The sequence below is a fragment of the Pseudarthrobacter sp. NPDC055928 genome, from assembly GCF_042270935.1.
GTDB lineage: Bacteria > Actinomycetota > Actinomycetes > Actinomycetales > Micrococcaceae > Arthrobacter.
The window spans coordinates 16,831-31,341 of record NZ_JBHJZH010000009.1 but is presented as its reverse complement, the minus strand read 5'-3'; the positions used below and the strand labels follow the sequence as shown (position 1 = coordinate 31,341).

Sequence of the window (14,511 nt, the reverse complement as noted above, 5' to 3'; positions counted from 1 at the left end):
GCTCCCGCTAAAGGCCGAGGGCCTCCCGCACGTCGCCGAGCACCTGGTCCAGGGCGGCGCGTGCGGCTTGGCGTGCCTCGGGGAGTTCCGCTGCGGACTCCACATTCTTGATCACTTCCAGGTAGCACTTGAGCTTCGGTTCAGTGCCGCTGGGGCGGATGATCACCCGGGTCTGGTCCCGGGTCAGGTACAAAAGACCGTCCGTGGGCGGCAGGTGTTCGCTGCCTTCGGCGAGGTCCACGAACGTTTCCACGGCGGAGGAACCGAATGAATCGGGCGGGCTGACCCGGAGCCGGTTCATCATGGCATCCAACAGGCCAAGGTCCGCTACCCTGATGCTCAGCTGGTCGCTGGCGTGCAGGCCGTGCTGAAGGTAAAGCTCATCAAGGGTGTCGAAGACTGTTTTGCCGGCTGCCTTGGCGGCAGCAGCGAGCTCCGCGATCAGCACGGCAGCTGAGATGCCGTCCTTGTCACGGACCAGGTCCGGGGCCACGCAGTAGCCCAGGGCTTCTTCGTAGCCGTAGAGCAGACCGGGCACACGGGAAATCCACTTGAATCCCGTCAGCGTTTCCTCGTGTGCATACCCGGCCGCGGCGGCGATGCGTGCGAGCAGCCGTGAGGAAACAACGGAATTGGCGAGGACGCCGTCGGGCTTTTCCTCGCCACTGGCCGCAAGCCGCGTCACGATGTGCGCGCCCAGGAGTGCCCCCACCTCATCACCGCGCAGCATACGCCAGGCATCCGTGTCAGGATCCTTGGCGGCGACTGCCGCCCGGTCCGCGTCGGGATCGTTGGCCAGGACAATATCAGCATCAACACGCACAGCCGTCTCCAGGGCCAGGTCCAGGGCGCCTGGCTCTTCCGGATTCGGGAAACTCACCGTGGGAAACTCCGGGTCCGGGGCAGCCTGTTCAGCCACCAGGGTGACGTCGGCAAAGCCAGCTTCGTTCAGCACAGCCACCGCCGTTTCCCCGCCGACGCCGTGCATGGGCGTTAGGACGATCCGCAGGTCACGGGACGGAAAGTGTGCCGGATCGGCGAGTGCCGCGGCGGCGCGCTGATAGTCGGCGGCGATGGACGGATCCAATACAGTCCAGCCGCCAGCTGCGAGGGGGATGGAGTCCAAAGGGCCCACAGCATTGATCCGCGCTGCGATTCCGGTGTCATACGGAGCCACGATCTGGGCCCCCCGTCCGCTTTCTTCCACGGCATGGCGGCCCAGGTAGACCTTGTAGCCGTTGTCCTGGGGCGGGTTGTGGCTGGCAGTGACCATCACGCCGCCGTCGCAATCCAGCGCCCTCACCGCGTAAGCCAGCAGCGGCGTGGGAAGCGCGGAGGGCATAAGGAAGGTCTCAAATCCCGCGGCGGTGAAGATCGCCGCAGTTTCCTCGGCGAAGATATCGGAGTTGTGGCGGGCATCAAAACCTACGACGGCGCGCGGCCGGGTGCCCGGTGAAGCGGAACTGACCGCGTTGCTGAGGAAGGAAGCCAGGCCCGCCGCTGCACGGCGCACCACCACACGGTTCATCCGGTTCGGCCCGGGGCCAAGAGCCGCGCGGAGGCCAGCTGTGCCGAACTGCAGGGTGCCGTTGAAGCTGTCAGTGAGTTCCTGGCGGGCAGCGCCAACACCGTCTTCCGCCTGCCGGACCAGTTCAGCGAGTGCGGCGGAAGTTTCGGAATCCGGATCCTGGGCGGCCCAGTCGCGGGCTTGGCTGAACAGGCGGGAGTCGGCATCGGTGGACGTCATGGGCATAACGCTATCGTCATTGCTCCGAAGTAAGGTTCCTGAACACCCCTTCCCGCGCAGGGGAGCACACCACACGCCCGATTTCCTTGACAGAAAATTTTCTGGACAAGTAGTGTCTCGAATATGAAGATGGGGCAGGGCGTGGAGTGGGCGTTGCACAGTTGCGTCAACATGTCCTGGACCCCGATGGGGGAGGCAGTGAGCAGTGCGCGCCTGGCCGAGTTCTACAAATTACCCGCTGCCTACCTGAACAAACAGCTCCAGGCCCTTGTCAGGGCAGGCATCCTGGCATCGGTATCAGGTCCGAGGGGCGGCTTCCAGCTGGCGCGCCGGCCGGACCGGATCTCCGTCCTGGACGTGGTCCTGGCCATCGAAGGGGACGAGCATACCTTCAGGTGCGAAGGCATCCTCAAGGACGCACCCGGTGGCGACATGGACGCTGACTATGCGCGGACGTGCCTGATTTCGCAGACCATGCGGCATGCTGAGGTCACCTGGCGTACCGAGCTTTCCCGGCAATCTGTCGCCGGGATAGCCCAAGCCATCGAACGCCGGTTTCCGGACGCCAGGCAGGAAACGGTCAGCAGGCTGACCGGAACCCGCACGTGACACCCCTTACAACCGGGCGATGATCTCCGCGAGGAGCTTGGAGATCCGCGGTCCGGCGGCCTGACCGGACTCAATGACTTCCTGGTGGCTGAGCGGGACCGGGCTGATGCCGGCCGCGAGGTTGGTGACCAGTGAGATGCCGAACACCTCCATCCCCGCATGGCGGCCGGCGATGGCTTCCAGCGCCGTGGACATGCCCACCAGGTCCGCACCGATCCGTTTGGCGTACTGCACCTCAGCCGGGGTTTCATAGTGGGGTCCCGTGAACTGCGCGTAGACGCCCTCCTCCAGCGAAGAGTCGACCTCACGGGCCAGCCCGCGGATGCGCGAGGAGTAAAGATCTGTCAGGTCAACGAAGGTGGCCCCCTCCAACGGGGACGCCGCGGTGAGGTTTATGTGATCTTTGATGAGGACAGGGGTGCCCGGAATCCAGCCTTCATTGAGGCCACCGCACCCGTTGGTGAGGACCAGGGTCCCGCAGCCGGCGGCGGCAGCCGTGCGCACGCCGTGGACTACGGCACGGACACCTTTACCCTCATAAAAATGCGTGCGGGCGCCGAGGACCAGGGCCCGTTTGCCTTCCCTGGTGAGCACCGAACGGATGGTTCCCACGTGGCCTTCCACCGCCGGGGCATGGAAACCGGGGACCTCGTCCGCGGCCAGCGTGGCAGTGGTGGTGCCGATCAGGTCAGCGGCTTCAGCCCACCCTGACCCGAGGACCAGGGCGACGTCGTGGCGCTCCACGCCGGTTTCGGCGGCGATGTAGTCTGCGGCGGCGCGGGCGGCGGCAAAGGGGTCAGTGTTCAGGAAGTCTGTATTACTCACTGGTACAAGTTATCGTGCCGTTGCCGCTGTGCACAGCGTCACGACTGCCCGTGATCCGCACCATGGGCAAGCCTGATTATTGGTGGTGCGGGGCCGCATGCGCGAGAATGGTTGTTTGTGACTACGCACCCTGATTTCAGCTCACCCCGGATCGCAATCCTAGGAGGTGGCCCGGGCGGATACGAAGCCGCTATGGTGGCTGCCTCGCTGGGGGCGCAGGTCACCATCATCGAACGCGCCGGCCTGGGCGGCTCTGCGGTGCTTACCGACGTCGTGCCTTCCAAGACCCTGATCGCCACCGCTGACCTGATGACCCGCGTTGGCGAGGCAGGGGAGCTGGGAGTGAAGTTCGACGTCGATGGCGGCGATTTTGTGCCGGTGATGCGGGCGGACCTGAAGCACATCAACGACCGCCTGCTGGGCCTCGCCCGCCAGCAGTCCCGGGACATCTCGTCCGGACTGGAACACCAGAATGTCCGCATCCTGCTGGGCTCCGGCAAGCTCGTGGACAACCACACGATTGAAGTCCTGACCGCGGACGGCACCGAAATTGTGGAAGCGGACACCATTCTGCTGACCGTGGGAGCGCATCCCCGGGAACTGCCCACTGCCCGGCCGGACGGGGAACGCATCCTGAACTGGGCCCAGATCTATAACCTCGATGAGCTTCCGGAGGAACTCATCGTAGTGGGCTCCGGCGTGACCGGTGCTGAATTCGCCTCCGCCTACAACGGCCTTGGTTCCAAGGTCACCCTCATTTCCAGCCGCGACCGCGTACTTCCGGGTTCCGACACCGACGCCGCCGAGGTGCTGGAGGAAGTCTTCGAGCGCCGCGGCGTCCGGGTCCTGTCCCGTGCGCGCGCAGAGAGCGTGGAACGGACCGACGACGGCGTGGTGGTCACCCTGGGCGATGGCTCCAAGGTCACCGGCAGCCACTGCCTCGTCTGTGTTGGCTCGATTCCCAACACCGCCGGAATCGGCCTCGAAGAAGCCGGCGTGGCGCTCACCGAAAGCGGCCACATCAAGGTCGACGGCGTTTCCCGCACCACTGCTCCGAACATCTACGCCGCGGGCGACTGCACCGGCGTCCTGGCGCTGGCCTCCGTGGCCGCGATGCAGGGCAGGATCGCGATCGCCCATTTCCTCGGCGACAGCGTGACGCCGATCAAGCTGCACCAGGTGGCGTCCAACATCTTTACGTCGCCGGAGATCGCCTCGGTGGGTGTTTCCGAGGACGAAATCCAGTCCGGCAAATACCAAGGCGACATCGTCAAACTGTCGCTCAAGAGCAACGCCCGGGCCAAGATGCGCAACCACAAGGACGGCTTCGTCAAGATCTTCGCGCGCAAGGGCTCCGGGACCGTGATCGGTGGCGTAGTGGTGGGACCGAACGCGTCCGAACTGATCTTCGCCATCTCCATCGCGGTGAAGCAGAAGCTCCACGTCGACGACGTCGCCAGCACGTTTACGGTGTATCCCTCACTCAGCGGATCGATTTCGGAAGCAGCGCGGCGCCTGCACGTCCACATGTAGGGACGCCTGGCTGTTGTGGGCTGGGGGCAATTCAGGCCCGCAACCTGACATCCTTCCATATCTCCACCGTGGGACAGGCTGTGGGATCGGTTTCGCCAGCCTCGCAAAGGTAGATGATCGCCCGCAACTGGGCCTTCCCGGTGGTGAACAGGCCGGTCATCCCCGAAACGAATTGTGTTTCGCGGGTGCCACAGGGTGCGGGCAGGAAGTTTGGTTCATCGTTGAATCCGACCGTTTCACCTTGGAAGACCTGGAATATCTGGAACATGTAGGTCTTGTCAGGGTCACACCTCACCGTTAGTTCGACGCTGACAATGTTGTTCGCCAGCGTGGCCGAAACCTGTGTCAGGGAGACAGGTTTGGGGGCGGCGCTGGCGGGGGCGGCGGTGAGTCCGAAAAGCGCCATCAGAAGGGCCACCACCATGACCGTCAGGCGCGAAGTGAATTTCATATCCTGCTCCAAGGGATGTGTACCGCGTTGTTAAGGGTCCCCCCCGGGCTCATTCGGATCACAGATGCTGAAGGCGCATCCTGATCGAAACGTATGCCCCCACAGCCCCTAAGTCAACGGAACATCGTGACCCAAAAGACGCCGCAGCGGACCGCACCAGGGCTGGTGGGAGTAGGGGGATCGCGGTAGCGTGGCGGCATGACTACAGCTCTGGTACGGCCGCGCAGCGGGAAAATCATCGGCGGCGTCTGCGCTGCCTTGGCAGCCCGGTTCGGGCTTCCCAAGTTCCTGGTGAGGCTCGGCTTTGTGATCTTTGGCCTCGTGGGGATCGGCGAGCTGGTCTACATCGCCTTGTGGATCATGATTCCTAAAGCCCCGGCGTAGCACGTGCCTTAGACTGCGGTTGGCCCCGCTACCGGGGCCAACCTGTTGTCTTGCGGGCTGTCGGCCAATTACGGGGCTGGCGGCTCGAAGGCTTCCGGGTAAGGCATGAGATGGCCATTGCACGCCATGCCCGGGTGTTCATGGATGGACTTGAAGAATGCAGGGTCAAAGTCGGGCAGCTTAATAATCTGGCCGTAGGACTGGACCTGTCCGCCTTCAATGGGATCGTCCGGCTCGTCGTTCAGTCCGGAGAACGAGCAGATTGAATTGGCGTGGTCGGGGCCCATTTCCACCTGGCCGCGGGGAGCATCATCCGGTCGTGCAGCAGAAACGGGACCGGCGCTCAGCCCCACCAACGCCAACGTACAGACCGCAGCACCAAGCAGTGATTTCTTATGCATTGCGTTACCTCAGTTCCTCGAAGTGATGACTCTTCTTGGTGGCAGACGCTGCAGATTGGTGCAAACCATGACACTGCCCAGCGCAGGGTCTGCTACCTACGGGCCGGATGTGGCCCACGGAGACGATCCTAGTGTCGTTCTAAAGACGATGGAAGAACCTGCATCCAAGCATGTGGAAAGCCGCAGGCCGACTCTCAACTGGGCAGACCACCGATTATTTCAGGCGGCGGGAGCCGCCTGGAAGTGTTTTTCGATGAGCCCCTTGATGTCCTCGTGGCAGCCGCCGCAGCCGGTCCCGGCCCTCGTTGCCTTGGACACTTCGGCCACAGTTGAGCAGCCGTCCTCCACGGCACCCTGGATCTTGGCCCCGCTGACTCCGGCGCAACGGCATACGGTGCCCGCCGGATCCGCCGGGCCGGTCGCGGCCAGCTGGTCAGGTCCGTCCAGGCGCAGCAGCAGTGAACGGTCCGCCGGCAGCTCGGAGCCGCGCTCGAACAGCCCCACCAGCTCAGCGGCGGTCCGCGGCATGCCGACCGCCACAAGGCCTTCCAGCACTCCGCCGCGGGTGGTCATCTTGACGTAGCGGCCGTGCTCGGGATCCGCCCACTGAGCGATCTGCAGGCGCGCTCGGCCGTTCACCGCTCCGGCGGTGAGGGCTTCCTCGTCCCACGGTTCGGCACTGTTGTTACCCGCCACGGCCATATTCATGCCGCGGGCCTTGAGGACCACGACGCCGGCCAGTTCCTGGGGCAGCTCCTGCAGCCCGTCAGCCACTTCCTGCGTGCCAGTGGCCAGCAGGGTGAGGTATTCGGCCAGCCATTCCGCCTGCCGCCAGCCCGGGCCTACCAGGCCGGACGGGCCCTTGGCGGTGCGGCATTCGGCGCAGGTGGGATCGGGGCAGCGGACTTCGGCGCAGTCGCCGATCGCAAAGATGTGGGGCTCGTGGTGGGCGCGCAGCCGGTGGTCCACCAGGATTCCGGTTCCGGTGGACAGGCCGCAGCCTTCGGCAAGTTCTGTCCGGGGCCGCACGCCGCACGAGATGACCAGGAGGTCGCCGTCGATCGCGGAACCGTCGTCCAGCAGCAGTGCCGAGAAGCCGCCGTCGGGCGCGTTGTGCTCCACACCCGTGGACCGGGCATTGCCGGCCATCCGGACACCGCACTGGCGAAGGCTGGCCGCGAGGACAGCTCCGCCGCCACGGTCGATGTTTCGTCCCAGGGGATGCGGTCCGTTGTGCACCACAGTCACGGTGGCGCCTTCCTCGGCTGCTGCCAGGGCTGTTTCAAGGCCCAGTACACCGCCGCCCAGCACCACCACGCGCTTGCCGCCGTCCACCGCCTGGCGAAGTACTTCGGCATCCCGCAGGTCCCGAAGTGCCGTAACCCCGGCCGGGAGCACGGGGGAGGTGGGGTCCGGGTTGATACCAATGAGGTTGGGAATGACAGGACGCGAGCCGGTGGCGAAGACCAAGCGCTCGTAGTGGATGGCGCTGCCGTTAGTGAGGATTACCTGCTGCCGGGCGCGGTCAACGCGGCGGACCCGCACGCCGAGGCGGACGTCCACTCCCTCGGCGGCCAAGGCCTGCGCGTCCGAGAGCGCCAACGCATCGGCGGTGGTGCGTCCGACCCCGAGGTCAGCGACCAGGACGCGGTTGTAGGCTGCTTCGGTTTCCTCGCCCACTACGGTCAGGCTGACATGTCCGTCCCGGACCGCCGGCATCAGTTCATCGATCAGCCGAGCGGCCACCGGGCCAAAACCGACAATGACAATCTGCTCACTCATGAGGCCTCCGTCGTCTGCAGAACATTGTTCTGGGGCTGGTTCGCGGCCTGGTCGGCGGCCAGCCGGACCCAGACCTTGTTGAACTTGAATTCGGGCATCCCGGAGATGGGGTCCGTGGCGGCTTCCGTCAGCCGGTTGGCGCTTTCGAGCTCGGGGAAGTGGAACGGGAGGAACACTGTTTCGGGGCGGATCGCCGTACTGAGTTCGGCCCGGCAAACCACCTGGCCGCGTTCGTTGGCTACCGACACGAAGGACCCTTCGGCGATGCCCATTGAAGCGGCGGCGGCAGGATGGATCTGCACTTTCGCCTCCGGCTGGCTCGCCAGCAGTTCCGATACCCTGCGGGTCTGGGCCCCGGACTGGTAGTGCTCCAGGAGGCGCCCGGTGATGAGGGTCATGGTTTTGGCTGCCGGGTCCCTGCCGTCCCCCGTGGGGGGAACGGGGGTACGACGACGGCGGGGCGCCACCGGGGTCATGACCGCCTTGCCGTCAGGGTGCGCGAAAGCGTCAAGGAAGAGCCGTGGCGTGCCGGTGCTGCCTGCAGGGTATGGCCAGTAGGCGGCTTCGCCGCGGTCCAGCATGGCGTAGTCGATGCCAGAGTAGTCGGCAAGGCCGCCGGCGGAAGCCAACCGGAGCTCCTCGAATACCGTCTCGGGGTCCTCGCTGTAGGTGGAGGGAGCCTCAAGGGCTTCCGCCAGGCGCGCCATGATCCATAGTTCGCTGCGGGCACCGGCGGGCGGCTGCAGGGCGCGGCGGCGGCGGAGCACGCGTCCTTCGAGGTTGGTCAGCGTGCCTTCCTCCTCGGCCCACTGCAGGACCGGCAAGATGAGGTCGGCCTCGGCTGCGGTCTCTGACATAAAGAAGTCGCAGACCACCAGGAAATCCAGGCTGCGCAGCCCTGCGATGACCGAGTTCGCATCAGGGGAGGCCACAGCGATGTTGGAGGCGTGCACCAAAAGGCAGCGGACACCGTCGGGCTGTCCGAGTGACTTGAGCAGCTGGACGGCGGGGAGGCCGGGCCCGGGAATGGTCTCTTCCGGGACACCCCAGACACCGGCCACGTGGGCGCGGGCTGCGGGGTCGGTGATCTTCCGGTAGCCGGGGAGCTGGTCGGCCTTCTGGCCGTGTTCCCTGCCGCCTTGGCCGTTGCCCTGGCCGGTGAGGGTGCCGTAGCCGCTGCGGAGCGATCCGGGCAGGCCTAGGAGAAGGCTCAGGTTGATCGCGGCGGTGGCGGTGTCGGTGCCGTCCACGTGCTGTTCGACGCCGCGGCCGGTGAGGATGTAGCTGCCGCCCTTGCGGGCGCCATCGGCGAGCCTGCGGGCGGTTTCGCGGATGAGCTCCGCCGGGACGCCGGTGATCGACTGGACGCGTTCGGGCCAGTATGCGTTGACGCTGCGGACCACGGCGTCGTAGCCGGAGGTGCGCTCCGCGATGAAGGCGGCGTCGGCCAGGCCCTCGTGGATGACCACGTGCGAGAGCCCCAGCAGGAGGGTCAGGTCGGTGCCCGGCAGGGGCTGCAGGTGAAGGCCACCGCCGTCGGCCGTGAATTTAGCCGTCGCGGAACGGCGGGGGTCAACGATGACCAGCCCGCCGGCGTCGCGGACGCCCTTGAGGTGCTGGACGAACGGCGGCATTGTTTCGGCAACGTTGGAGCCCAGCATCATGATGGTGCTGGCGTTGTCCAGGTCTTCGAGCGGGAACGGGAGTCCGCGGTCGACGCCGAAGGCACGCATCCCTGCGGCCGCGGCGGAGGACATGCAGAAACGGCCGTTGTAGTCGATGCGGGAGGTGCCAAGGGCCAGGCGGGCAAACTTGCCCAGCATGTAGGCCTTCTCATTGGTAAGGCCGCCGCCACCGAAGACGCCGACGGCGTCCTTCCCGTAGCGGGCTTGGGTTTCCTTCACGGCCGTGGTCACCAGGCGCAGAGCCTGGTCCCAGCCGATGGGACGGTGGATCCCGTCGTCTCCCTTGAGGAGCGGTTCGGTAACGCGTCCGGGGTGGTTCAGGAGCGTGGCGGAGGTCCAGCCCTTGCGGCACAGGCCTCCCCGATTGGTGGGGAAATCCCGCCCGCTGACTTCCAGCACAGGAGCTGTCGCAGCAGCCGCGGCAGCGGCCTGGGCGGGCACGGGGACTGACCCCGGCTCGGAAGCCGGGGTCAGTTCCGCTGGAGACTTGAGCGTCATGGCGCACTGCAGGGCGCAGTAAGGGCAGTGCGTGTCGGCGCTTTTGGTCATGTTAGACGTGTCCCATCGCATTTCGGTTGGCGTTGCGGATGTAGAAGGCCCAGCAGACAACCAGCATCACAGCGTAGGCCCCGACGAAACCGTAGAAGGCGGGCGTGTAGGAACCGCTGGCGGAGTTGGAGGCGTTCAGTACCTGCGGGATAACGAACCCGCCGTAAGCGCCGATGGCCGAGATCAGGCCGAGGGCAGAGGATGCCAGGCGCTGCGTCTCCACGGTACTGGCTCCTGCCTTCGCGGCCCTGCTGGAGGTGGCGAAGATGATGGGGATCATCCGGTAGGTTGCACCGTTTCCGAATCCGCTGGCGGTGAAGAGCATCAGGAACAGGACCAGGAAGAGCCAGAAGTTCTTCAGGGGAAGGGTCCAGATCATGGTGAGGGTGATCGCTGCCATGGAGGCGAAAGCGGCCACGGTCATCCGGGCGCCGCCCATGCGGTCAGCCATGCGACCGCCGTAGGGGCGGGCGAGGGAACCGACCAGCGGGCCAAGGAAGGCCAGGGAGAGCGCCACGGTGCCGACTCCGATGGAGGAGAAAGCCGGGAAGTAGTCCTTGATGAGCTTCGGGAACACACCGGCGAAGCCGATGAAGGAACCGAAGGTGCCGATGTACAGCAGTGCCATGATCCACAGGTGCGGTTCCTTGAGCGCTGCGACCGAGCCGGCCACGTCTCCCTTGGCGCTGGTGAGGTTGTCCATGTACTTCCAGGCGCCGAACGCGGCGATCAGGATGAACGGGACCCACATCCAGCCGGCCATCGGCAGGTTCACGCTGCCCACGGCGAGCAGGGTGATCGCGATCGGGACGGCGAGCTGTGCGACGGCGGCACCCATGTTGCCGCCGGCAGCGTTCAGGCCCAGTGCCCAGCCCTTTTCACGGGCCGGGTAGAAGAACGTGATGTTGGCCATGGAGCTGGCGAAGTTGCCGCCGCCGAAGCCGGCGAGTGCTGCCACGAGGAGCATGACGCCGAACGGGGTTTCGGGGTTGGAGACGCAGAGTCCCAAGCCGATGGCGGGAATGAGGAGGAGAAGGGCGGACACGATGGTCCAGTTCCTGCCGCCGAAGCGGGGGACCATAAAGGTGTAGGGGATGCGGAGCGTGGCGCCTACCAGGCTGGGCATCGAAATGAGCCAGAAGATTTCCGACGTGGTGAAGGTGAACCCTGCTGCGGGGAGCTGGACCACCACGATGGACCAGAGTTGCCAGACCACAAAACCGAGGAATTCAGCGAAGATGGACCAGTTCAGGTTCCTGCGGGCGATGGCGCGGCCACCGGACTCCCACTGCTCCTTGTTCTCGGCGTTCCAGTTGGCGATCCAGCGGCCGGGGCGGTATTCAAGGGCGGGTGCGTCAGTAGTACGGGTGGAGCCGGGCTGTGCGCTGGCGGATGAAGACACGCCTTCGTGCAACGGGTTGGTGTCTACATCTACGGAATTGCCGGTGCCGGCATCTGCGCTGCGATCAACAGTCACGGTGTACCTCCTCTTGGGGGATGTTGTCCTTCCAAGGTAGAGACGGCTCGTTTCATGGACGGTCGCCGTTTGTTAACGCGCTGTGACATTTGCCTATCTGGCCGCTTTAGGGGGCGTGAGGCCCGGAAAAATGAGACACCTTCCAAGTGTCCGCATACTGGACCTTTTGTCCATTGACTGGACGAGCGGAACTAATATTGAACTCTAACTACTGCACGCCGGGCCTCTCCCCACGTCCGGCCGGTTCTGACGAAAGTGTTCATACATGTCATCAACTGAAACCTCGATGGGTCCCGAATCTGCCAAGGCGGTGAACTCGCGCGGTCGGGTGATCGTAGCCAGCCTGATCGGCACCACCGTTGAGTTCTACGACTTCTACGTTTACGCCACCGCCGCGGTACTCGTATTCCCCGCGCTGTTCTTCCCCAACCAGAACGAAACAACGCAGCTTCTGAGCTCGTTCGCAGTATTCGGCGTCGCGTTCATCGCCCGCCCGCTGGGATCGGTCGTTTTTGGCCACTTCGGCGACAAGTTTGGCCGCAAGGGCACGCTGGTCGCGTCCTTGCTGACCATGGGCATCGCCACGTTCCTGATCGGCTGCCTGCCGACGGCGCTCGTTCCGGGCTGGGGATTCTGGGCCCCGGCCCTCCTCGTGGTCATGCGCTTTGCCCAGGGCCTTGCCCTCGGCGGCGAATGGAGCGGCGCGGCACTGCTTGCCACGGAAAATGCCCCCGCCAACAAACGCGCCATCTACGGCACGTTCCCGCAGCTGGGCGCGCCCATCGGCTTCATCATCGCCAATGTGATCTTCCTCGTCTTCAGCTACGCCCTGACGCCTGCCGACTTCCTGGCCTGGGGCTGGCGGGTGCCGTTCCTGCTGAGCGCCGTTATGGTCATCATCGGCCTCTACGTCCGCCTCAAGCTGATCGAAACTCCCGCCTTCACCAAGGTGATCGAATCCAACGAGGTAGCCAAGCTGCCGATCGGCCGCGTCTTCAAGACCAGCTGGCGTCCGCTGATCCTCGGCACGTTCATCATGCTCGCCACGTACGTGCTGTTCTACCTGATGACCACCTTCACCCTGACCTACGGCACACGTCCGGCCACGCTTGACGCCGCCAAGGCCGCCGCCGAGAAGGCAGGCAAGCCCATGACGGAAGCCGCAGCAGCTGCCTTCGTCCCGGGCCTGGGCTACACCCGCAACGACTTCCTCTGGATGCTGATCGCCGGCGTCGTGTTCTTCGGTATCTTCACCTTGGTCTCCGGCCCGCTGGCAGAAAAATACGGCCGTCGCAAGATGCTGCTGGCCGTGACCGGTGGAATCTTCGTCTTCGGCCTCCTGTTCGTCCCGCTCTTCAGCGGCGGGTTTGTGGGCACCATGGCCTTGCTGGTCATCGGCTTCTCCCTGATGGGGCTGACCTTCGGTCCCATGGGTGCCTTGCTGCCGGAACTGTTCCCCACGAACGTTCGCTACACCGGCTCGGCCGTCAGCTACAACGTCTCCAGCATCCTGGGTGCGGCGGTGGCTCCCTTCATCGCCGTCGCACTCTGGGAGCAGGCGGACGGCAGCCCCGTGCTGGTGGGTGTCTACCTGACCTCCATGGCAGTGCTGACGCTCATCGCGCTGTTCGTAAGCCGGGAAACCCGGGACCTGGACTACGAGAACAACGTGGCCTGACTTCCAGCCCGCTTAGCGCCGTAAATGCCCGGCGTGCTCCTTGCTTTTACTGGGAGCACGCCGGGCATTTCTGTGTCCCGGAACAGTGCAACTGGGCAGGAACGACGGCGGAAGTCCGGTTGCCGCTGTCAGTTACCGTAACGGGCCACGAAGTTCTTCAGGATGTTCATGGGTTCGGTCGCCGTGAAACGGCGGGCGTTGGCCATCAGTTCCTCAGCCGACTCGGGCGGGAAGTATCCGGCGTGGCGGTAAATGTCGATCCGGGTGACCAGACCCTCGGCGTCCAGCTCGGGGTGGAACTGCGTGGCGTAGAGGTTTTCCTTGATCCGGAACATGTGCACCGGGCAGGCCTGGGAAGAAGCCAGCAGGACGGCGTGGGCGGGCAGCGAGGAACAGGCCTCCTTGTGCCCGGTGAAGGCGGTAAACCGGGCGGGCATTCCGCGAAGGAGAGGATCAGCCAGCCCCGCATCGGTGAGTTCTATTTCCACCGCGCCGAGGGGTTCGCCGAAGGTCCTGTCGATCACGGCGCCCTGGTGTCTCCCCAGCGTCCCGACGCCGTAACAGGCACCGAGGAACGGGAAATCCTGTTCCACGATCCGGTCCAGCAGTCCCGCCAGCTCCCGCTCCACGCGGTGTTGCGTGGCGCTTTTGTGCTCATTGGGATCGCTGGACGTGAATGGACTCCCGCCGACGATTACCGCGGAGTAGTCCGCCAGGTCCAGTTCCGGCAGGGGTGCCGCCTCCAGCCTGATCCGCCGCAGCTGCCCGGGAGCCAGCCCGCCGTACCTCAGGTACGCCGCATATTCGTTGTCCGCAGCAGCGTCTTCGGCCCGGGAGGCAAGCAGCAGGAAAGGCTTCACACGCTAAGTGTGCCCGTGGCACCTGCCGGAATCCAGAGGGGCGCGCCGCAGTCAGTGCCCGCCGTCAGTGCCCGGCAGTCCGGTCCGCCGGCTGGGCCAGTGATCGGCGGGACTGTGGCCGGGCGGCAGGGTCGGCGTGCCGGTGGACGAGCTTCCAGTAGCCTTCTTCCCGGCGGAAAACGCTGGTCACCCGGAGCGCGAACTCCTCCGCGACGGCGGCGCCGTCCAAGCGGGCCCGGAAGTGTTCTGTCTCCACGAGGAAGGCGGTGTCGCGGGCGGTGTAGGACGTAATGGTGTCGAACCCCAGCATCTCGCCGTCCTGGAATTGCCGGGAGGCCTGGTCCAGCCGCGCTTCCACCTGGGCCCAGCCGCGGGCAATGCCGCCGAACGGGTTGGCCAGCGTCACGTCCTCCAACCGCGAGTAGAGATCCTTGACGGGCCCGGCGTTTCCCCGCGTGATTTCCGGAACCGCGAGGTGGTAGCGGTCTACTTCTTCTTCAAAACTCGGTGCAAGCATGGGTGCGCCTCCG

Annotated in this window: 13 protein-coding genes; 4 read left to right on the top strand and 9 right to left on the bottom strand. The window is 65.2% G+C overall.

The window, feature by feature from the left end; translation table 11 throughout:
* Positions 1-7: 7 nt before the first annotated feature.
* Positions 8-1,747: a phospho-sugar mutase gene (locus tag ACFC25_RS12585; protein ID WP_337346568.1), complete on the bottom strand. Its 1,740-nt coding sequence runs from the start codon at positions 1,745-1,747 to the stop codon at positions 8-10.
* Between the two features lie 123 nt (positions 1,748-1,870).
* Between ACFC25_RS12585 and ACFC25_RS12580 the strand changes: the two genes are divergently transcribed.
* Positions 1,871-2,356, top strand: coding sequence for an Rrf2 family transcriptional regulator (locus ACFC25_RS12580; RefSeq protein WP_337346567.1), 486 nt, complete (start codon positions 1,871-1,873; stop codon positions 2,354-2,356).
* A 6-nt stretch (positions 2,357-2,362) separates the two neighbouring features.
* Here ACFC25_RS12580 and ACFC25_RS12575 read toward each other — a convergent pair whose 3' ends face one another.
* Positions 2,363-3,181: a purine-nucleoside phosphorylase gene (locus ACFC25_RS12575; protein WP_376045576.1), complete on the bottom strand. Its 819-nt coding sequence runs from the start codon at positions 3,179-3,181 to the stop codon at positions 2,363-2,365.
* Between the two features lie 117 nt (positions 3,182-3,298).
* On the opposite strand from ACFC25_RS12575, the gene ACFC25_RS12570 reads away from it, so the two are divergent.
* A complete protein-coding gene (locus ACFC25_RS12570) occupies positions 3,299-4,714 on the top strand; it encodes an NAD(P)H-quinone dehydrogenase (protein WP_337346565.1) in 1,416 nt (471 codons plus the stop codon).
* A 31-nt stretch (positions 4,715-4,745) separates the two neighbouring features.
* Here ACFC25_RS12570 and ACFC25_RS12565 read toward each other — a convergent pair whose 3' ends face one another.
* Positions 4,746-5,165, bottom strand: coding sequence for a hypothetical protein (locus tag ACFC25_RS12565; protein ID WP_376045573.1), 420 nt, complete (start codon positions 5,163-5,165; stop codon positions 4,746-4,748).
* A gap of 198 nt (positions 5,166-5,363) precedes the next feature.
* Here ACFC25_RS12565 and ACFC25_RS12560 point away from each other — a divergent pair, with 198 nt between their 5' ends.
* A complete protein-coding gene (locus ACFC25_RS12560; RefSeq protein WP_267278308.1) occupies positions 5,364-5,549 on the top strand; it encodes a PspC domain-containing protein in 186 nt (61 codons plus the stop codon).
* Between the two features lie 68 nt (positions 5,550-5,617).
* On the opposite strand, the gene ACFC25_RS12555 is transcribed toward ACFC25_RS12560, so the two are convergent.
* The 4 genes from ACFC25_RS12555 to ACFC25_RS12540 all read right to left on the bottom strand — a co-directional run bounded on the left by ACFC25_RS12555 (position 5,618) and on the right by ACFC25_RS12540 (position 11,443).
* Positions 5,618-5,950, bottom strand: a complete 333-nt coding sequence (locus ACFC25_RS12555) for a hypothetical protein (RefSeq protein ID WP_337350005.1) — start codon at positions 5,948-5,950, stop codon at positions 5,618-5,620.
* Between the two features lie 219 nt (positions 5,951-6,169).
* Positions 6,170-7,732 (bottom strand): FAD-dependent oxidoreductase, encoded by a 1,563-nt coding sequence (locus ACFC25_RS12550; RefSeq protein ID WP_337350004.1) that lies wholly within the window; start codon positions 7,730-7,732, stop codon positions 6,170-6,172.
* A complete protein-coding gene (locus ACFC25_RS12545) occupies positions 7,729-9,966 on the bottom strand; it encodes a molybdopterin oxidoreductase family protein (protein ID WP_337350003.1) in 2,238 nt (745 codons plus the stop codon). Before ACFC25_RS12545 ends, ACFC25_RS12550 begins: the two co-directional genes overlap by 4 nt.
* A 1-nt stretch (position 9,967) precedes the next feature.
* The gene (locus ACFC25_RS12540; RefSeq protein ID WP_337346560.1) at positions 9,968-11,443 is read right to left on the bottom strand and encodes an MFS transporter; all 1,476 of its coding nucleotides are present in this window, start codon (positions 11,441-11,443) and stop codon (positions 9,968-9,970) included.
* Between the two features lie 265 nt (positions 11,444-11,708).
* Between ACFC25_RS12540 and ACFC25_RS12535 the strand changes: the two genes are divergently transcribed.
* The gene (locus ACFC25_RS12535; RefSeq protein ID WP_337346559.1) at positions 11,709-13,121 is read left to right on the top strand and encodes an MFS transporter; all 1,413 of its coding nucleotides are present in this window, start codon (positions 11,709-11,711) and stop codon (positions 13,119-13,121) included.
* Positions 13,122-13,249: 128 nt separating this feature from the next.
* Here ACFC25_RS12535 and ACFC25_RS12530 read toward each other — a convergent pair whose 3' ends face one another.
* Entirely contained in the window at positions 13,250-13,981 is a 732-nt protein-coding gene (locus ACFC25_RS12530) for a glutamine amidotransferase (protein WP_376045567.1), read from the bottom strand.
* Positions 13,982-14,045: 64 nt separating this feature from the next.
* On the bottom strand, positions 14,046-14,498 hold the full coding sequence (locus ACFC25_RS12525; RefSeq protein WP_337346557.1) for a nuclear transport factor 2 family protein: 453 nt from the start codon (positions 14,496-14,498) through the stop codon (positions 14,046-14,048).
* Between the last annotated feature and the right edge of the window lie 13 nt (positions 14,499-14,511).

What these genes read in the sequence shown, in the direction of transcription:
- ACFC25_RS12585 (WP_337346568.1), bottom strand. Translation starts at nt 1,747, where the DNA reads ATGACGTCCACCGATGCCGACTCCCGCCTGTTCAGCCAAGCCCGCGAC.
- ACFC25_RS12580 (WP_337346567.1), top strand. Translation starts at nt 1,871, where the DNA reads ATGAAGATGGGGCAGGGCGTGGAGTGGGCGTTGCACAGTTGCGTCAAC.
- ACFC25_RS12565 (WP_376045573.1), bottom strand. Translation starts at nt 5,165, where the DNA reads ATGAAATTCACTTCGCGCCTGACGGTCATGGTGGTGGCCCTTCTGATG.
- ACFC25_RS12560 (WP_267278308.1), top strand. Translation starts at nt 5,364, where the DNA reads ATGACTACAGCTCTGGTACGGCCGCGCAGCGGGAAAATCATCGGCGGC.
- ACFC25_RS12555 (WP_337350005.1), bottom strand. Translation starts at nt 5,950, where the DNA reads ATGCATAAGAAATCACTGCTTGGTGCTGCGGTCTGTACGTTGGCGTTG.
- ACFC25_RS12550 (WP_337350004.1), bottom strand. Translation starts at nt 7,732, where the DNA reads ATGAGTGAGCAGATTGTCATTGTCGGTTTTGGCCCGGTGGCCGCTCGG.
- ACFC25_RS12545 (WP_337350003.1), bottom strand. Translation starts at nt 9,966, where the DNA reads ATGACCAAAAGCGCCGACACGCACTGCCCTTACTGCGCCCTGCAGTGC.
- ACFC25_RS12535 (WP_337346559.1), top strand. Translation starts at nt 11,709, where the DNA reads ATGTCATCAACTGAAACCTCGATGGGTCCCGAATCTGCCAAGGCGGTG.
- ACFC25_RS12525 (WP_337346557.1), bottom strand. Translation starts at nt 14,498, where the DNA reads ATGCTTGCACCGAGTTTTGAAGAAGAAGTAGACCGCTACCACCTCGCG.